Annotated in this window: 16 protein-coding genes; 8 read left to right on the forward strand and 8 right to left on the reverse strand. The window is 73.0% G+C overall.

The window, feature by feature from the left end:
* Positions 1-48: 48 nt before the first annotated feature.
* The 4 genes from ACWGKQ_RS32930 to ACWGKQ_RS32945 all read right to left on the reverse strand — a co-directional run bounded on the left by ACWGKQ_RS32930 (position 49) and on the right by ACWGKQ_RS32945 (position 4,541).
* The gene (locus ACWGKQ_RS32930; RefSeq protein WP_453295663.1) at positions 49-909 is read right to left on the reverse strand and encodes an alpha/beta fold hydrolase; all 861 of its coding nucleotides are present in this window, start codon (positions 907-909) and stop codon (positions 49-51) included.
* Positions 906-1,895, reverse strand: a complete 990-nt coding sequence (locus ACWGKQ_RS32935; protein ID WP_453295664.1) for a DODA-type extradiol aromatic ring-opening family dioxygenase — start codon at positions 1,893-1,895, stop codon at positions 906-908. The genes ACWGKQ_RS32930 and ACWGKQ_RS32935 overlap by 4 nt, the downstream gene beginning before the upstream one ends.
* Positions 1,892-3,223, reverse strand: coding sequence for a M20 family metallopeptidase (locus tag ACWGKQ_RS32940; RefSeq protein WP_453295665.1), 1,332 nt, complete (start codon positions 3,221-3,223; stop codon positions 1,892-1,894). The genes ACWGKQ_RS32935 and ACWGKQ_RS32940 overlap by 4 nt, the downstream gene beginning before the upstream one ends.
* 115 nt (positions 3,224-3,338) lie before the next feature.
* Positions 3,339-4,541 (reverse strand): Rieske 2Fe-2S domain-containing protein, encoded by a 1,203-nt coding sequence (locus tag ACWGKQ_RS32945; RefSeq protein WP_453295666.1) that lies wholly within the window; start codon positions 4,539-4,541, stop codon positions 3,339-3,341.
* A 255-nt stretch (positions 4,542-4,796) separates the two neighbouring features.
* Here ACWGKQ_RS32945 and ACWGKQ_RS32950 point away from each other — a divergent pair, with 255 nt between their 5' ends.
* The 3 genes from ACWGKQ_RS32950 to ACWGKQ_RS32960 are packed head-to-tail and all read left to right on the forward strand — an operon-like array spanning position 4,797 to position 7,455.
* The gene (locus tag ACWGKQ_RS32950) at positions 4,797-5,702 is read left to right on the forward strand and encodes an ABC transporter ATP-binding protein (protein WP_453295667.1); all 906 of its coding nucleotides are present in this window, start codon (positions 4,797-4,799) and stop codon (positions 5,700-5,702) included.
* Positions 5,699-6,508: an ABC transporter permease gene (locus ACWGKQ_RS32955; RefSeq protein ID WP_453295668.1), complete on the forward strand. Its 810-nt coding sequence runs from the start codon at positions 5,699-5,701 to the stop codon at positions 6,506-6,508. The genes ACWGKQ_RS32950 and ACWGKQ_RS32955 overlap by 4 nt, the downstream gene beginning before the upstream one ends.
* Positions 6,505-7,455, forward strand: a complete 951-nt coding sequence (locus ACWGKQ_RS32960) for a quinone oxidoreductase family protein (RefSeq protein ID WP_453295669.1) — start codon at positions 6,505-6,507, stop codon at positions 7,453-7,455. The genes ACWGKQ_RS32955 and ACWGKQ_RS32960 overlap by 4 nt, the downstream gene beginning before the upstream one ends.
* 58 nt (positions 7,456-7,513) lie before the next feature.
* On the opposite strand, the gene ACWGKQ_RS32965 is transcribed toward ACWGKQ_RS32960, so the two are convergent.
* On the reverse strand, positions 7,514-7,939 hold the full coding sequence (locus ACWGKQ_RS32965; protein WP_453295670.1) for a MaoC family dehydratase: 426 nt from the start codon (positions 7,937-7,939) through the stop codon (positions 7,514-7,516).
* Positions 7,936-8,415 carry an FAS1-like dehydratase domain-containing protein gene (locus tag ACWGKQ_RS32970; protein WP_453295671.1) on the reverse strand — a complete coding sequence of 160 codons (480 nt, stop codon included), beginning with the start codon at positions 8,413-8,415 and terminating at the stop codon, positions 7,936-7,938. The genes ACWGKQ_RS32965 and ACWGKQ_RS32970 overlap by 4 nt, the downstream gene beginning before the upstream one ends.
* A 103-nt stretch (positions 8,416-8,518) precedes the next feature.
* Between ACWGKQ_RS32970 and ACWGKQ_RS32975 the strand changes: the two genes are divergently transcribed.
* The 3 genes from ACWGKQ_RS32975 to ACWGKQ_RS32985 are packed head-to-tail and all read left to right on the forward strand — an operon-like array spanning position 8,519 to position 13,310.
* Positions 8,519-9,385, forward strand: a complete 867-nt coding sequence (locus tag ACWGKQ_RS32975) for an alpha/beta fold hydrolase (RefSeq protein ID WP_453295672.1) — start codon at positions 8,519-8,521, stop codon at positions 9,383-9,385.
* Between the two features lie 18 nt (positions 9,386-9,403).
* Positions 9,404-11,731 (forward strand): CoA transferase, encoded by a 2,328-nt coding sequence (locus ACWGKQ_RS32980; RefSeq protein WP_453295673.1) that lies wholly within the window; start codon positions 9,404-9,406, stop codon positions 11,729-11,731.
* Positions 11,732-11,750: 19 nt separating this feature from the next.
* Complete coding sequence (locus ACWGKQ_RS32985) at positions 11,751-13,310, forward strand: AMP-binding protein (protein WP_453295674.1); 1,560 nt, start codon at positions 11,751-11,753, stop codon at positions 13,308-13,310.
* Here ACWGKQ_RS32985 and ACWGKQ_RS32990 read toward each other — a convergent pair.
* Positions 13,258-14,049, reverse strand: coding sequence for a helix-turn-helix domain-containing protein (locus ACWGKQ_RS32990; protein WP_453295682.1), 792 nt, complete (start codon positions 14,047-14,049; stop codon positions 13,258-13,260). The two genes, ACWGKQ_RS32985 and ACWGKQ_RS32990, sit on opposite strands and share 53 nt — an antisense overlap.
* A 102-nt stretch (positions 14,050-14,151) precedes the next feature.
* Here ACWGKQ_RS32990 and ACWGKQ_RS32995 point away from each other — a divergent pair, with 102 nt between their 5' ends.
* Positions 14,152-15,006, forward strand: a complete 855-nt coding sequence (locus tag ACWGKQ_RS32995; protein WP_453295675.1) for an SDR family NAD(P)-dependent oxidoreductase — start codon at positions 14,152-14,154, stop codon at positions 15,004-15,006.
* Positions 15,007-15,042: 36 nt separating this feature from the next.
* Here the strand turns inward: ACWGKQ_RS32995 and ACWGKQ_RS33000 are convergent, their stop codons facing one another.
* The gene (locus tag ACWGKQ_RS33000) at positions 15,043-16,476 is read right to left on the reverse strand and encodes an MFS transporter (RefSeq protein WP_453295676.1); all 1,434 of its coding nucleotides are present in this window, start codon (positions 16,474-16,476) and stop codon (positions 15,043-15,045) included.
* Positions 16,477-16,607: 131 nt separating this feature from the next.
* On the opposite strand from ACWGKQ_RS33000, the gene ACWGKQ_RS33005 reads away from it, so the two are divergent.
* The gene (locus ACWGKQ_RS33005) at positions 16,608-17,009 is read left to right on the forward strand and encodes a winged helix-turn-helix transcriptional regulator (RefSeq protein ID WP_453295677.1); all 402 of its coding nucleotides are present in this window, start codon (positions 16,608-16,610) and stop codon (positions 17,007-17,009) included.
* Positions 17,010-17,047: the final 38 nt, after the last annotated feature.

Genomic DNA, 17,047 nt, shown 5'->3' on the forward strand with positions numbered 1-17,047 from the left:
ATGTGCCCCGTAATCAGGCCATAGGCCACGTGTAAATTCGCCGTACCGTTAGCCGGCCGCACCGAGGAACGCCAGGCTGAGCGGGTTGTACAGCTCGGCCTTCTCGTGCTGCGGCCAGTGCCCGCACTCGGTGAAGACCTCCAGCCGGGCCCCGGGGATCGCGGCGGCGATGGCCTCGCCCTCCGGGACGTCCCCGAACGGGTTCTTGTTGGCCCAGACCACGAGGGTGGGCGCCTTGATCCGGGCCATCCGGTCCGGCCGCAGCAGGTTGCGCTCGCGCCGGTCGACCTCCTGGAGGGCCAGCAGGTTGTCCAGGTTCTGCTGGAATTCCGGCTGGTGGTAGATCTCGTACCGGACCCGGGTCAGCTCCTCGCCGAGGTCCTCGTCCCACTCCGCCCACAGCAGCCGCAGCCGCTCCCGGGTCAGGGAGATGTCGTCCTCCAGGGCCGCCGCCCGCGTCGAGGCCTTCAGCCGCTCCATCACCTGCGGGTTGATCTTCGTGCCGCCCATGCACAGCAGCTGGAGCGAGGCGACCCGGTCCGGGTGCTCGCTCGCCGCCCAGGACGCCACCCAGCCGCCCAGCGACTCACCGACCAGGTGCGCCCGCTCGGCACCGACGGCGTCCAGGTAGGCGATCAGGTGCTCGACGTAGGCGGGGATCTCACCGGGCCGGTCGGGCTTGTCGGTGTAGCCGTGGCCGAGCATGTCGACGGCGTGGACGCGGTAGCCGGCCGCCGCGTGCACCGGGATGTTCTTGACGAAGGCCTCCAGGTGGCCGGTGGTGCCGTGCAGGAACACCACGTGCTCGCCGTCCTCCGGCCCGGCCTGCAGGGCGCGGGTGCGGATGCCGCCGGCGTCGACGTAGGCGAGACGGTGGTCGGTGCCGGTCAGTTCGGTCCAGATGCTCATGACTGCCTTTCGGGAGACGTGGGGGACTCGGGCGAGGCGGGAGAGGTGGGCTGCGCGGGGTCGAGGACGGCGACGGCCATGGCGGTGAGCCACTCGGGCAACTGCTCGTAGGCCAGCCGCTGCCCGGGGACGTGGCCGAGGGCGGCCGCCATCAGCAGCCAGGTGCGGATCTCCTGGGCGCCGTTGCCGGCCCGCTTCTCCAGGTCCTCGGTGGTGAGACCGGTGAGCCGGCGGGTCTCGCCGCGCTCCAGGAGGGTGAGGAACTCGTCGTCGAACTCCGGGGAGAGCGCGGCCTCGGCGGCCCGGATGATCTCGCGGCGGCGGACGTCGTAGTCCTGCCAGTTCTCCCGGCCGTTGAGCCAGGCGTCGACCATGAACTCCTCGTCGTCGCCGTGCGGTGCACGCCAGTCGGGCCAGGGCAGCCGGTGCGAGAGCCCGCCCGAGCCGACGACCGCGACCCGCCGGTCCGCCGGGAAGGAGAGCACCGTCTCCCTGATGGCGCGGCCGAGTTGCTCGCAGCGCTCCAGGGTCGGCAGCGGCGGTGCGAAGACGTTGACGACCAGCGGGACGATCTCCACGTCCAGGCCCTCCAGCAGGTACTGGATCGCGTGCGACTGGCCGTGGTCGATCTGCAGCCGGGCGGAGAAGGCGATGTCGAAACCGTGGCTCTCGACAAGCGAGTCGGCGAGGTGCCGGGCCAGCGGGACGTCGACCGGCTGCGGGCCCTTCGGGGTGCCGGACTCGCCGCTCGCGATGCACTCGCCCACGCCGAGGGTGAAGCTCGGGACGAGGTCCAGCCAGAAGCCGCGGAAGTGGTTGGAGCCGACCAGCACCACCGTGTCCGGGCGGGCGGCGGCCAGCCGGTCGCGGGCCTCCCCGAGGGCGTCACGGAAGCGTTCGGCACGGTCCTTGTGGAAGGTCTGGTCCCAGTGGGTGTTCATCAGCGTGCTGTGCGACGCGCCGACACCCAGGACGATCTCGGTCATGCCGGGTCTCCAAGGGTCTCTGTACGGGTGCGGGTGACGGTGTCGACGGCGGTACGGACCAGATGGCGGGTGAGCTTCTCCATCGCCCGCACGGAGACGGTGTTCATGCCGCGCGCGAAGTCGATCTCGAAGGGCGCCCCGTCCTGCGGGACCTTCGGCATGCCGACGCGGACCGTCGGGATGCCGCGCCCGCGCAGGATGTTGGCGTCGGTGGCGCCGCTGTTGCCGCGGATCACCTCGTGCGCACGCCCCTCGAAGGCCTCCCAGGCGGCGGTCGCGGAGCGGCGGATCCAGCTGTCCGGGTCGGTCCGGGTGCCGGGAATGGCCAGGACCATCTCGGCGGTGACGTCGCCGGGCAGTTTGCCGAGGGCGGCCAGGAACTCCCGTTTGGCCTGCATCGGGGTCGTGCCGGGCGCGATCCGCAGGTCCACCATCAGGGTGCAGGAGGCCGGGGTGACCGCGGCCATCCGGGGCCAGCCGGCGCGCACGGAGGAGACGATGCCCTGCGGGGCGACCGTGCCGCCGGTGTGCCGCTCGGCGTACTCGGCGAACCACTCCTCCAGGTACCGGGCCACCTCCCCGGCGTGGGCGATCGCGTTGTCGTACGGCAGCCGGTGGCGGGAGCCGACGTAGGTGTGCGTGCCGTGCACGGTGACCTCGAACCAGACCAGGCCGACCTCGTCCCAGGAGACCGTCCAGCCGGGCTTGGCGATGACCGCGAAGTCCGTCCACACGCCCTGCTCCAGGAGGAACGAACAGCCCGCGCCCTGCCCGGTGTTGAGCCTCGGGCTGCCGGGCCGCGCGTTGGTGGGCATACCGCCCGCGCCGAACGCCGCGACCAGGTCGCCGGTGAGCGGGAGGCCGGCGCGGGCGATCGCCTCGGCGGCCATCATCACGCAGGCCGCGTGCCCCTTGGGGTTGGAGGCGCCGAGGCCGGTGACCAGGTCGTCGTAGACCGTCGCCCGCGGCCGCATGTCCTCCCGCAACTCCGGGCCGATCCAGGGGAGGTCCTCGCGCTCGTCGCCGACGGTGAGGGTGTCGATGGGGGCGTAGAGCATGAGGTCGGGGCCGGTGCCGTCGCCTTTGAGGCGGGACCGGGCGTTGGCTTGGCGGTCGTCGAGGGGCTGGACGGTTGAATCCTTGATGGAATGTGACATAGCACTGGCGATGTGCCGGGCCAGCGGCCCCTCGTCCCCCGTAGGGCTCGCGATGTCCACCAGCCCGGTGACCAGCTCGCGCAGCCGGTCGCCGGTGACATGCCGCCAGGCCTCGGCGACCCAGGCGGCGCGCTGCTCGTCCAGGCCCGCGAGTTCCGTGTGGGCGTTCACTGGTTGATCCTGTGCACCTGGGTCATGGTGGTGCGCTCGAAGCGCCGCTTGGCCAGCGGCAGCCCGATCGCCAGGGCCGCTCCGGCCAGCAGGGTGAACAGGGTGCGGCGCATGGTCACGCCTCCTTCTCTGCGGGTGCTGCGGGTGCTGCGGTGCCGGACCCGGCCAGCTTCTTGCCGTACTCCTCCTCGCTGAGGTTCCGCCAGGCGGTCAGCGAGACGTCGGGGCGGTAGAGCTTCTCCGGGGGCGCGTCGGTGACGTCGACCATCCAGGCGTCCTGGCCGGAGAACTGGCCGTGGAAGAGCCAGCGGATGGCGCCCAGGTACTTGGCGTAGAAGCGCAGGGTCGACCAGCCCTCGGTGAAGTTGACCATCACGCCGACGTAGTTGTGGTGGTCGGCGTCGACCGGGACGTAGAACTCGTAGTGGATGAAGTTCGGGTAGACGATCCGCAGCACGCCCGGCATGGACAGGGACGCGAAGCCGGGGAAGTCCTGGGCCTCGATCGTCGGGTTGATGCTGTCCGCCTTGCCGGTGTTGCCGATGTTGAAGGTCTCCTTCGGCGGCTGCATCTTCCACCAGCGCTTGTTGGACCAGTGGCCCACGCCGGGGAAGTCGGCCTCCCAGTGCACCTCGTCCTGGACCCGGAAGATCCAGCGGCCCCTGGGCACGATCCGGGTGATGTTCCAGGTGGGCATCGGCTTGAAGAGCCGCCACAGGGCCGTGCGGTGCAGGTACTTGGCGTGGCCCTCGTCGAAGCCGTTCTCGCAGGCGAACCGCCAGTTGCCGCCGCGCGGCTCGATCCGGCCGCCCATCACGAAGGGGTTGGAGACGAGTTCCTCGGGGAGCTGCTCGTCGATGGGGTGGGGTTCCTCGTCGGCGAGCGGGATGTACACCCACACCATGCCGAGGCGCTCCTCGACCGGGTACGTCCGTACGCTCACCTTGCCGGTCAGCCGGCAGCCGGGTCCGTCGGTGATGACGGCGCTGAGCTTGCCGGTGGGCAGGTCGAACGTCCAGCCGTGGTAGGGGCAGCTGACCGTGCCGGGGAACTGCTGGTCCCCCTCGGAGAGCGGCACCCCGCGGTGCGGGCAGCGGTTGTGCAGGGCGTACGCCGTGCCGCCGTCCCGGATGAGCGTGATCTTCTCGCCGCAGATCGTGAACGGCTGCGGCTTGGCGGTCAGGTGGCTGGACCAGGTGACCGGGTACCAGTAGCCGCGGAAGCCCTGGGCGGCGCCGTCGTAGTGCGGCCAGGAAGACCAGTCCTGCCGGCCCGGCGCGGACCGGCTCCTGTTCTTCGGGCCTTCACCCGTCGTCATCGTGCGTGACCTCCTGCTGCCGTCGGTGCGTGGTGACGAGCTTCGGGTCACGGCCGGTCGCGGCCTACGAAACCGTTCCGCTGAGCAGACCACCGGCTCGGCGGCGGCTCGGCGGCGGTCCGGCGCGGCGGGTGTCCCGTTCAGCGGACCACCGTCCATGCGGGCACGTCCCGGCGCGTTCTACGGTGCGCGAATTGCAAGCCACAGGCCGGCGGCAGAAGCCTCCTCCCACTCGACTCGAAGGGATCGTGAGCGATGACGAAGGCCATCCAGACGGGCCCGGCGCCCGCCCGGCCCGACGGCGCGGACAGCAGGGACGCCGGAGAACGTGGGCACGGCGCCGCGGTCCGCGTCGACGGCGCCGGGATCCGGTTCGGTTCCTTCCACGCCGTGGACGGTGTCTCGCTCGACATCGCCGCCGGCGAGTTCCTGTGTCTGCTCGGGCCCAGCGGCTGCGGGAAGTCCACGCTGCTCTCGGCGCTGGCGGGGTTCGTCCGGCCGTCCGAGGGCAGCCTGACCGTCGACGGGAGGCCGGTCACCGGACCCGACCCGGACCTCGGGATGGTGTTCCAGAGCAGCGAGGCGCTCTTCGACTGGCTGACCGTCCGGCAGAACGTGGCCTTCGGGCCCCGGATGCGCGGCCGCTCCCGCGCCGAGCAGCACCAACTGGCTGACGAGTACCTGGGGTTGGTCGGACTGCGGCACTGCGCCGACCGGTTCCCCGGGCAGCTCTCGGGCGGTATGCGGCAGCGGGTGCAGATCGCGCGCGTGCTGGCCAACCAGCCCCGGGTCGTGCTCATGGACGAGCCCTTCGGTGCGCTCGACGCGCAGACCCGGCAGGTCATGCAGGAGGAGATGGCCCGTATCTGGCAGGCCTCGGGCTGCACCGTCGTCTTCGTCACCCACGACATCGAGGAGGCGATCCTGCTGGCGGACCGGGTCGCCGTCATGACGGCGGGCCCGGCGGCCTCGGTCAAGTCCGTCTACCCCGTCGACCTGCCCCGGCCCCGGGACGTGGACGACCCGGCCGCCCTCGACCTGCGCCGCAGCCTGCGCCAGGACATCGGCGAAGAGGTCCGCAAGTCCCTGCGTGACCAGGGCCTCGACCAGGGAATCGATCACGCACCCGGCCAGGGCCTCGACCCGAAGGAGACGTCATGACCACCGTGACCGTGGCCGCGCCGCCGAAACCGCGCGCCGAACGCAAGGCGGTCCTCGGGCTGCGGGCCGCCGGCCTGTACATCGTCTCCGTCCTCGTCGGCCTCGGCGTCTGGCAGCTGCTGGCCCTGCACTACGGCCCCTCGCTCGTCGCGTCCCCGCACGAGACCCTCACCGCCGCCGGCGACCTCGCCAAGGACGGCACCCTCACCAACTCGGTCATCGCCTCCAGCCGCCGCATCCTGATCGGCTGGGGCCTCGGACTGCTCGTCGGCGTGCCGGCCGGGCTGCTCGTCGGCCAGAGCAAGGTCGTACGCCGGCTCCTGGAGCCGTACATCGAGTTCTTCCGGTTCATCCCGCCGGTCGCGTTCGTCACCCTGGCCGTGGTCTGGCTGGGCATCGGCGAGTCCTCGAAGGTCGTGCTGATCTTCTACACGGCCGTCTTCATCGTCATCCTCAACACCAGCGCCGGCGTGATGTCGGTCGGCGAGTCCAAGCTGCGGGCCGCGGCCAGTCTGGGGGCGAGCCAGGGGCAGGTCCTGCGCGGGGTGGTGCTGCCCTCGACCGTGCCGTACATCGTCACCGGGGCCCGGCTGGCCATGGGCAACAGCTTCCTGACCATCGTCTCCGCCGAGATCGTCGCCGCCCAGGTCGGCCTCGGCTCCCTGATCTGGACCTCCCGCAACTACGGCCGCATCGACTGGGTCTTCGTCGGGATCATCACCCTGGGCATCCTCGGGTTCGTCTTCGACCGCGTCCTGCGGATCGTGGCCTCCCGGGTCCTGCGTCGATACGGAGTGAAACTGTGAGCGGCACGTCGAACGCCCTGGTCCTCGAACGGTTCGGGGACCTGCCCCGGCTCCTGGAGCGGCCCGTACCGGAGGCACGGCCGGGCCACACCCTGGTGCGGATGCTGGCGGCCCAGGTCGGCCACCTCGATCTCAACGTCGTGGACGGCAGGTTCGGCATCCTGCCGGACCTGCCCGCCGTGCCCGGCACCAACGGGGCCGGCCTGGTGCTCGCCTCGGACACCCACCCCGTGGGCGGCCTGGTCAGGATCAACGGCAAGGGCCTCGGCCTGCGCCGGGACGGCTGCTGGCAGAGCCACGCCCTGGTGCCGGACGCCACCGCGATCCCGGTGCCTCAGGGCACGGATCCCGCGCTCGCCTGCGGGTTCTTCACCCCGGCCGGTACCGCCTGGGCGGCCGTGCACTCGGTGGCGGCCGTGCGGCCCGGCGAGCGGGTGCTGGTCACCGGCGCCGCCGGTGCGGTCGGATCGCTGACCGTGCAGGTCGCGGCGCGCGCCGGGGCCGAGGTGATCGGCGTGGTCGGGCGGCCCGCCAAGCTCGGCCGGATCCCGGCCGCCGCGAAGGCCGTCCTGGCCGGCGACCTGACGGCCGAGGCGGTCGGCGGACCGGTCGACGCGGTCGTCGACACGGTGGGCGGGCCGGTGCTGCGAGCCGCCCTCGGTCTGGTCCGGCCGCGCGGCCGGGTCGCCCTGGTCGGCTACACCGCGGGCCGCGAACTCACCGTCGACCTGGCGGACTTCCTGCTCGCCGATGTCTCGCTGCTGCCGGTGAACCTGATGACCCGGGGCCGGGAGGTCGCCGCCGACGCGGAGCGGATGCTGGGTGAACTGGTGGCCGGAGAACTGGAGTTGCCGGTCGAACGGCACCGGCCGGAGCGGCTGGCCGAGGCGGTCGCACGGCTGCGGACGGGGGAGGCGGTGGGGAAGGTGGTGCTGGACTTCTCCTGACCCCTCCTGACCTCTCCCGACCTCTCCCGACCTCTTCTGGCTTCTCCTCAGGAGCGGGTCAGTCCCGGGAGTGTTCCCGGCGTACGACGACGGCGTGGCCCCGGCAGCAGACGACACCGTCCGTGCGGTGCTCGACGAGATCGAGGGTGATCTCGCCGCTGACCGGGTCCACGTCCCGTACCGTGCTCGCCACCGTGAGCCGGTCACCGGGGTGGGCGGGCGCCCGGTTCTGCCAGGAGACCTCGCGCACCCGCCCCGCCGGTCCGGCGTGGGCGGCGGCCGCCCGGTGCAGCAGACAGCCGTGCAGCTGGGCCATGACGACCGGCCCGTCCAGGCCCTCCGAGCGGGCGAAGGCGGTGTCGTAGTGGATGCGGTGCGTGTTGCGGGTGACCGCGCCGAAGCGCAGCAGCATGACCTCGTCGGGCACGAGTTCCGTCCGCGCGGCCGGTGCCGTTTCGGCGGCTGTCGTCGGGTCCTGCGTCATCGCACGATGAACCTCTCCGTGACCTCGATGAGCGTGACCTCGGCGAGGGGGCCGCGTTCGGCGGCGTACGTCTTCGCCACGGTGATCAGGAGCAGGTCGGGCCGTTTCCGTTCGACCGCCGTCACCGCGCGGCGCACTTCGACGCGGTCGCCGACCCGTACCTCCTCGACCCAGTGCACCGCCTGGCCGCCCGCCATGAGCCGGACGTCGAGGCCGTCGGTGCCCGGCACCTCGTCGCGGTACATGCCGTCGGGCCGCAACTCGCCCGCCGCCGCGCCAGGTTCGGGCCGCAGCAGGCTGACGACGTACATCGGGTGGACGACGAAACCGGGGTCAGCGGGATCGACCAGTCCCGGCGCGGTGTCCCCGGCGGCGCGCGCGAACTCGGCCGCCGCCTCGGCCCGTACGACACCCAGCGAGCGGGCCTCCCAGCGGCCCAGCTCCGCCCGTGCTCTTTGCTCAGCGAGATCCAGCATGCCGGCGACCCTAGGCGGGGCGGCGCCCCGGCGGCCACGGACCCGGACCACTCAGCGGACCGTCCCGCTTGGACCCGCCCGCGCCGCCGGGCACGATCCGCTCATGGATCTCATGGACATCCAGGCGCCCCCGCAGGGCGCCTACGCGGAGGCGGACGGCGTCAAGTACCACTACATCGAACTGGGCACCGGCAGCCCCACGATCTTCCTGCACGGCGGCGGCCCCGGCTGCACCGGCTGGTCGGACTTCGGGCAGGTCGCCCCGCTGTTCGCCGCCGACCGCCGCTGTCTCCTGGTCGACATCCTCCAGTACGGCAAGTCGGCGAAGCCCGTCATCGAGGGCCCCATGTGGGACTACCACGCGGCCAAGACCGTGGCCCTGATGGACGCCCTGGAGATCGACCGGGCCGACTTCGTGTGCAACTCCTGGGGCGGCACCATCGCACTGAACCTGGCCGCCAAGTACCCCGAGCGCGTAAGGTCGTTGGTCGTCACCGGAAGCATGCCGGTCTTCTACGGCCCGCTCGCCCCGCTCCCCGAGGGCGGCCGCCGCGGCCGCAACGCCCGGGACGTCTACTACGGCGGCGACGGCCCGTCCCTCACCAAGATGCGCGAGCTGATGGCCCGCCTGGAGTGGTACGACCCCGAGGCCATCCCCGAGGGCACGGTGCGGCTGCGCCACGAGCAGAGCCTCGACCCCGAGGAGACCGCGCTGGCCGGCGCCTCCGACAACCCGCGCGGCGACTGGCAGGACCTGACCGCCGAACTCGGCACGATCCAGGCCCCCGTGCTGTTCATGTGGGGCATGCAGGACGCCTTCCTCACCCCCGACTACCCGCTGATGCTCGCCCGCATGATCCCCAAGGGCAACCTGCACGTGATGCACGAGGCCTCCCACCACCTCCAGGAGGAGCGGCCGTACGACTTCCACAGCGTGGTCGACGGCTTCCTGAACCAGCGGCACGGCTGAGCACGGACAGGAGGACGGATGAGCGCGTCAGCAACCCCGCGGGTCGTCGAACTGACCAGCCCCTTCGCCCGCTTCGCCGGCCGGCTGCTGGTCGGGATCGGCTACGAGGTGATCCTGGCCGAACCCCCCGGGGGCCACCCCGACCGGCACGAGGACCCGGTCGGCTTCGCCCACTGGCACGCCGGGAAACGCTCGGTGACCGTCTCCGGACCGGACGAACTGCGCCGTCTGCTCGCGGGCGCCGACATCCTCCTCGACGGCACACCGGACGGCACACCGGACGGCACACCGGACGGCACACCGCACGGCACCTCCGACGGCGCCGACACCACCGGCCTCGACCACCTGGTCCACGTCCGCGTGACCCCCTTCGGGCTGGTCGGCCCGCGCAGCGACTGGCAGGGCACCGACCTCGTCGTGGCCGCTCTCGGCGGGATGCTCGCCCAGGTCGGCGACCCCGACGGGCCGCCCCTGCACCTGCCCGAGAACCAGGCGGAACACCTCGCGGGCGTCAACGCGGCGATCGCCGCCCTGCTGGGCCTGCGGGCGCGCCGGCGCGGAGCCGGACAGCTCGCGGACGTCTCCGCGCAGGCCTGCGTCGCCGCCGCGCTGGAGGCCGGTACCCTCGCCTACCTGCACGAGGACCGGGTGCCGCCGCGCCCCGGACATGTCCACCCGCTGGTCCCGCACGGCCTGTTCCGGGCCGCCGACGGCCATCTGGGCGGCGGGCTCGGCGGCAGCCCCCGGATGTGGGACGCGCTGCTCGACTGGCTGTGCGAGCAGGGGGCGCAGGCGGACCTCACCGAGCCCCGGTGGCAGGACCCGGTCGAGCGGAAGGCCCACCAGGAGCACGTCTTCAAGGTCGTCCAGGACTTCGCGGGCACCTGGCCGAAGGCCGAGTTCGCCGAGCGCGCCCAGGACCGCAAGCTGCCCTGGGCCGCCGTCGACGTACCGGCCGAACTGCCGGACAATCCGCAGCTCGCCGCGCGCGGCTTCTTCACCGAGGTCGACGGCCGGACCGACCTCGGATTCCCGTTCGCGTTCCCCGAGGGCCACCGGACCACCGCGCTCACCGTGCCGGCGGCCGGCGCCGACCAGGAACTGCTCGACGGGCGGCGCCCGGTGTCCGTGACCGAGGAGGCCGAGGACGACTCCGGCCGCCCCGCCCTCGACGGCGTCCGCGTCCTCGACCTGACCTGGGTGCTCGCCGGCCCCTACTGCACCAAGGTCCTGGCCGACCACGGCGCCGACGTCATCAAGGTGGAGTCGGCCGGCCGCCCGGACCCCACCCGGTTCGCGCCCTTCATGCACCTCTCCCGCGGCCCCCACACCGATCCGAACACCAACGGCTACTTCAACGAGGTCAACCGCAACAAGCGCAGCATCGCCCTGGACACCCGCACCGACGACGGCGTCGCCGTGCTGCGCGACCTCGTGGCGTCCTGCGACGTCCTCGTGGAGAACTTCAGCGCCACCGTCATGACCAGGCTCGGCCTCGGCTGGGACACCCTCCGCGAGATCAACCCCCGGCTCGTCTACGTCAGCATGTCCGGCATGGGCCACACCGGACCGAGGGCGGGCTGGGTGTCGTACGCCGACACCGTCTCGGCGAGTTCCGGGCTCACCGGCCTGACCGGATGGGGACCCGGTGACGTGGTCGGGGTCATCTACGGCCACGGCGACATCGTGGCCGGACTCCAGGCGGCGCTCGCCACCGTCGCCGCACTGGAACACCGGGAGCAGACCGGCCGGGGCCAGCACATCGACCTCTCCCAACTGGAGGCGATCGCGGCCCACATGGGCACCAGCCTGCTCACCGCGGCCGAGGTCCCGATCGGCAACACGCATCCGGTGTGGAGCCCGCAGGGTGTGTACCGGTGCCTGGGCACGGACAACTGGCTGGCCCTCAGTGTCCGTTCGGACGACGAGTGGGCGGCGCTGTGCCGGGTGATCGGACGGCCCGACCTGACGGCGACGGCCGACCGCAGGCGGCACAGCGACCTGGTGGACGAGGCGATCGGCGGGTGGACGCGCACGCTCCCCGCTGACCTGGCCGCCGAGTTGCTGCAGGAGCAGGGCGTGCCGGCCGGGGCCGTCCAGGACGGACGTCAACTGGTCGAGCATGACCCGCAGTTGCGTGCCCGCGGCTTCTACGTCCGCAAGGAGCACCCGGCGGCCGGAGCCTTCCTCCATGAGGGCCCGCCCATCCGGCTCACCCGCACCCCCGGCTCGGTCCGCACCCCCGCACCGCTGCTCGGCGCCGACACCGAGGAGGTGCTGCGCGAGGTGGCGGGCTACTCTTCGCAGCGACTCCGATACCTCTACGACGCGGGGGTGCTGCGGTGAGCGACACCGGGATGCCGGCGTGACCGCCGTCGGCCCGACCGTGCCGGAACTCGTCGAGGCGGCCGCGCAGCGGTACGGCGACCGCCCGTTCCTGCGGATCGGCGGTACGGCACGCACGTACACCGGGACTCGTGCGGCGGCGGCCGGGATGGCCGGGGCACTGGCGGCCCGGGGCTGCCGGCCGGGCGACCGGGTGGCGGCGCTGCTCGGCAACCGGGTCGAACTCGTGGACCTGGTCCTCGGGTGCGCCTGGCTGGGCGCGGTCGCGGTACCGCTGAACACCGCACTGCGCGGCCGGTCGCTGGAGCACGCCCTGCGGGAGGCCCGGCCCAGGTTCCTGTACGCCGAGCCCGAACCGGCCCAGCGGGCGGCCGAGGCCGGGTACCCCGGGACGGTGTGGGTGGCGGGGGAGACCGGGGCCCCGTACCCCGGCGAGGCCGCGCCGCTGCCCCCGGCCCCCGTCCGTCCGCAGGACACCGCCGCCGTGCTCTTCACCTCCGGCACGACCGGGCCGCCCCGCGGAGTCCGCTGCCCCCAGGCGCAGTTCGTGTGGTGGGGCCGTACGGTCTCGGACGCCCTGCGCCTCACCTCCGACGACGTGCTGTTCACCTGCCTCCCCCTCTGCCACACCAACGCCCTGAACACCCTGGCCCAGGCGATGACCGTGGGCGCGAGCTGTGTGATCGGCGAGCGGTTCTCCGCCTCGCGGTTCTGGCGGCAGGCGGCCGACGCCGGTGCCACCGTCGTCCATCTGCTCGGCGCGATGCCGCCCATGCTGCTCGCCGCGGAGCCCGGCCCGGGCGACCGGGCGCACCGGGTGCGGCGCGGCCTTTCCCCGGCCACCCCGGGCCCGCTGTGGGAGCCCTTCCGCGAGCGGTTCGGCGTGACGCTGGTCGACGGGTTCGGCTCCACGGAGACGAACCTCGTGATCGGCTCCACCCCCGAGCACCACCGGCCCGGCTACATGGGCACGCTCCGGGCGGGCTTCGGCGCCCGCGTGGTCGACGAGCACCTCGTCCCCGTACCGGACGGCACCCCGGGCGAACTCCTCGTCCGCAGCCGGCACCCCTTCGCCTTCGCCACCGGCTACCTGGGCGATCCCGAGCCGGCCCCGGACTCCTGGCGCCGGACCGGCGACCGCGTGGTCCGCGAACCCGACGGCTGGTTCCGGTTCGTCGACCGCATCAAGGACGTCATCCGGCGGCGCGGCGAGAACATCTCCTCGTACGAGGTGGAGGCGGCCGTCCGCTCGCACCCCGCGGTCGTCGCGGCCGCCGCCTTCCCGGTCGCCTCCGAGCTGGCCGAGGACGAGGTGATGGTCGCCGTGGTCCTGCGCCCCGGCTGCGCGCCGGACCCGGCGGAGCTGGCCCGGCACTGCGCCCGCGAGCTGCCCGCGTTCGCCGTTCCCCGCTACATCGAGGCCGTCGGGGAGCTGCCGCTCACCGAGACCGGCAAGGTGCGCAAGGCGGTACTGCGGGAGCGGGGCGTCACGCCCGGCACCTGGGACCGCGACCGCGCGTCCGGGGTCAGAGCTGCCGGATCGACTGGCACGGGGTGGTTGCGGGAAGGCGGCCCGTGAAGTACGAGCGCGGCGGTACCCCCATCACGGCACGGAAGTCGGTCGTCATGTGCGACTGGTCGAAGTAGCCGGTGGCGGCGGCCAGTTCGGACCAGCCGGTGCTGCCCGCCCGGGCGGCGACGGTGCGGACGCGGTCGATCCGGGCGTAGTGCTTCGGGGAGACACCGACGCCGTCGGTGAACAGGTTCCGCAACTGGCGCTCGCTGACGGCCAGTTCCCGGGCCACCTCGCGCACCTGCGCGGGCGCCCGGTCCAGCCGCACGGACAGCGCCTCCACGCCGGCCCGCAGCAGCGCCGTCCGGGCCGGGTCCGCCCGCTCCGACAGCAGCCCGGGCAGCACCTCGGCGATCCTCGGCAGCGCCGCCCGCGGATCCAGCCACCGCACCTCACGCGCGAACCGGCGGGCCACCCCGTCCGGCAGGGCGTCCAGCGGCACCACCCGGCCGACCAGCCCGGCGGCCGGAACGCCCAGCAGGGGCCGGGCGGTACCCGGTGCGAGACGCAGCTCCACACACGCGATATGGGCCTTCCCCTCGTGATAGGCCGCCCGCACCCGCGGCCCGACGGCCAGCACGTCACGCCGCCCGTCCCCGGTCACCCGCAGCACCACCTTGGTCCCGGCGTCCGGCAGTTGGACGAACGTCCCCTCGGGCGGGTCGGTGAAGGACATGGTCCGCACCTCGGCGACCCACGGGCGCAGCGCCTCCGGCGTGGCCGGAAGCGTCTCGGCGATGGTCATCGGCACCCTTCCACGGTAAGCGACCGGCACCGAGGTCCGGACGGACCCGCCGTGCCGGAATTTCCAAGAGCCGGGCACCCCGGCGGGCCCACCGTGGACCCCATGATTCTGGTGACGGGTGCCACGGGCACCATCGGACGTGACGTGGTACGACAACTGGCCGAGCGCGGTGCGAAGGTGCGCGCGCTCACCCGCGACCCGGCGAAGGCGCGGGTACCCGCCGGGGTGGAGGTGGTGCGCGGGGACTACGCCGACCCCGCGTCCCTGGACGCCGCGCTGGCCGGGGCGACGGCCGCGTTCCTGCTCCGGCCGCCCGGCCCCGACGAGGGACAGGACGCGGCCCTGGCCGCCGCGGCGCGGGCCGCGGGCGCGGCCCGGCTCGTGAAGCTCTCCGCCATCGCCACGGGCGACGCGGACTCCGGTCCCTCCGGGTCGTGGCACGTGGCCGGCGAGCGGGCCGTGCGGGACAGCGGGCTCGCCTGGACGGTGCTGCGGCCGTCGTCCTTCGCCTCCAACACGCTGACCTGGCTCCAGGCCCTGCGCGCGGGCGAGCCGGTGCCCAACATGACCGGGGACGGCGCGTCCGGCGTGATCGACCCCGGCGACATCGCCGCGGTGGCGGTGCGGGCCCTGCTCGACGACGGGCACGCGGGACGGACGTACACCCTGACCGGCCCCGAGGCGATCACCGTCCCCGGCCAGGCCGCCGTGCTCGCCGAGGTCCTGGGCCGTCCGGTGCCGACCCGGGACCTGTCCCCGGAGCAGAGCCGTGACTTCCTCCGCACAGCCTGGGGCATGGACGAGACCCGGGCGCAGGGCGCCCTGACCGGCCTGGCGTTCGTCCGCGCCGGCGGCAACGCGGTGCTCACGGACGACGTGGCCGAAGTACTGGGCCGGCCGGCCCGGACCTTCCGGGCCTGGGCCGCGGACAACAAGGGCCTCTTCGACGTGAGCTGAGGTCCTCCGGGCCGGTTTCCCGGCCGCGGTACGGCCTCACCGGCTCCGCGGCCGCAGCGCCGCCCCCGCCAGCACCAGGGCCGCCGCCGCGATCCCGGTCGCCACCCGGAAGGCCAGCCGGTAGCCCTCCGCGGTGGCCGGGATCAGCTCCGCGCCCCGGTCGAGCAGTCCGCCGGTGCGGTCCGCCGCCAGTGTGCTCAGCACCGCCAGGCCCAGCGAACCGCCCACCACCTGCGTGGTGTTGAAGAGCCCGGAGGCCAGTCCGGCATCCTCCTCGCGGGCGCCGGCCATGGCGAGGCCGGTGAGCGGGGGCATCGCCGCGGCGAAACCGGCCGCCATGAGCAGCATCGGGGGCAGCACGTCGGCCGCGTACGAGCCGTCCGCGGGCGCCCGGCTCAGCAGGGCCATCCCGACGGTGATCAGCGTGAGCCCGGCGAGGAGCACACGGTACGCGCCGAAGCGGCCGGCCACCCGCACCGACAGCCCCAGCATCAGGGCGCCGATCGCGAGCGGTGCCGGCAGGAAGGCGAGCCCGGTGTGCAACTCGCCGTACCCCAGCACGCGTTGGATGTAGAGCGCGCCGATGAACTGGAAGCCGTACATCGTCGCGATCATCAGGATCTGTACGCCGTTCGCGCCGCTCAGCGTCCGGGAGCGCAGCAGCCGCAACCGCAGCAGGGGGCGTTCGGTCCGGGCCTGGCGGACGGTGAACGCGACGAAGAGCGCGAGGGTGAGCGCGGCCAGGAGCAGGGTGGCGGCCGGGCTCCGGTCGCCGGAGCCGACGATGACGTAGACGGTGAGCATCAGCGCCCCGGTGACCAGGGCCGCCCCCGGATAGTCGGCGCCCCTGCCGAGCCCGGCGCCGGGCTCGCGGGCCAGGATCCGTACCGCGGCCAGCCAGGCCAGCAAACCGATCGGCAGATTGATCAGGAAGATCCAGTGCCAGCTCAGCGCCTGCGTCAGAGCGCCGCCGAGGAAGGTGCCCAGGGTGGCGCCCACCGACCCCACCGCGCTGAACACCGCGATGGCACGGGCCTGTTCACGCGGTTCGGGGAAGAGGGACACCAGCATGCCGAGCACGACGGCCGAGGCCATCGCCCCGCCCGCGCCCTGCACCGCCCGCGCCGCGATCAGCGCGCCCTGACTCGTCGCCAGCCCGCACGCCACGGAGGCCGCGGTGAACACGGCGATCCCGGCCGTGAACATCCGCTTCCGGCCCACCAGATCACCCAGACGGCCGAACAGCAGAAGCAGTCCGCCGAACGGGATCAGGTAGGCGTTCACCACCCAGGCCAGCCCCGGACCGCTGAAGCCCAGGTCGCGTTGGACGGCCGGCATCGCCACGGTGACGATGGTGCCGTCCAGGATCGTCATCAGCGCGCCCGCGCACAGGACGGCGAGGGACGCCCGACGCGGGTATGTTCGAGAAGTAGTCACCGGTGCGGCCGGTGTGCCGGTCGTGGTCGACATGGCCTTGTGGCCTCCGTAATCGCCGTATCTCGCCAGGGACATCAACAGGAACCGATCGTGCGCAAGGTGCACGACTTGTAACGGGGTTCATGGTGAGTGACCATGAGAGGACGGCGTAAGGAGGCAGCTCGATGTCCCAGAGGAACACCGGTGTTACCAGCCAGGTCGTGAACGCGCACGCGTGCCCGGTCCGCGAGGTTCTTGACAGGGTGGCCGGCAAATGGAGCGTGCAGATCCTGGTCGCGGCCTCGCACGGCCCCATCCGCTTCACGGAACTGGAGCGCGGCATCGAGGGCATCAGCCGCCGGATGCTGACCCTCACCCTGCGCAACCTGGAGCGCGACGGACTGGTGACCCGCACCGTCTATCCGACCGTGCCCCCACGGGTGGAGTACGAACTCACCCCGGTGGCGATGGAGTTGCACGAGACCCTGCTGCGGCTGACCGACTGGGCCGAGCGCAACCGCGGATACATCGCGCAGGCGCGGGCGGACTACGACGCCGAGCACCAGCCCGACCTGCTCGACGCGTAGACGGCGTGGCCGACGCGGTCGGCGCGGTCCGCATGGAC

Source organism: Streptomyces sp. NPDC054770, from assembly GCF_053611985.1.

Excerpts from the sequence above, each read along its gene's own strand:
- ACWGKQ_RS32930 (WP_453295663.1), bottom strand. The coding sequence starts at position 909 with ATGAGCATCTGGACCGAACTGACCGGCACCGACCACCGTCTCGCCTAC.
- ACWGKQ_RS32955 (WP_453295668.1), top strand. The coding sequence starts at position 5,699 with ATGACCACCGTGACCGTGGCCGCGCCGCCGAAACCGCGCGCCGAACGC.
- ACWGKQ_RS32950 (WP_453295667.1), top strand. The coding sequence starts at position 4,797 with ATGACGAAGGCCATCCAGACGGGCCCGGCGCCCGCCCGGCCCGACGGC.
- ACWGKQ_RS32970 (WP_453295671.1), bottom strand. The coding sequence starts at position 8,415 with ATGCTGGATCTCGCTGAGCAAAGAGCACGGGCGGAGCTGGGCCGCTGG.
- ACWGKQ_RS33000 (WP_453295676.1), bottom strand. The coding sequence starts at position 16,476 with ATGTCGACCACGACCGGCACACCGGCCGCACCGGTGACTACTTCTCGA.
- ACWGKQ_RS32975 (WP_453295672.1), top strand. The coding sequence starts at position 8,519 with ATGGATCTCATGGACATCCAGGCGCCCCCGCAGGGCGCCTACGCGGAG.
- ACWGKQ_RS32945 (WP_453295666.1), bottom strand. The coding sequence starts at position 4,541 with ATGACGACGGGTGAAGGCCCGAAGAACAGGAGCCGGTCCGCGCCGGGC.
- ACWGKQ_RS32965 (WP_453295670.1), bottom strand. The coding sequence starts at position 7,939 with ATGACGCAGGACCCGACGACAGCCGCCGAAACGGCACCGGCCGCGCGG.
- ACWGKQ_RS32980 (WP_453295673.1), top strand. The coding sequence starts at position 9,404 with ATGAGCGCGTCAGCAACCCCGCGGGTCGTCGAACTGACCAGCCCCTTC.
- ACWGKQ_RS32935 (WP_453295664.1), bottom strand. The coding sequence starts at position 1,895 with ATGACCGAGATCGTCCTGGGTGTCGGCGCGTCGCACAGCACGCTGATG.
- ACWGKQ_RS33005 (WP_453295677.1), top strand. The coding sequence starts at position 16,608 with ATGTCCCAGAGGAACACCGGTGTTACCAGCCAGGTCGTGAACGCGCAC.
- ACWGKQ_RS32995 (WP_453295675.1), top strand. The coding sequence starts at position 14,152 with ATGATTCTGGTGACGGGTGCCACGGGCACCATCGGACGTGACGTGGTA.
- ACWGKQ_RS32990 (WP_453295682.1), bottom strand. The coding sequence starts at position 14,049 with ATGACCATCGCCGAGACGCTTCCGGCCACGCCGGAGGCGCTGCGCCCG.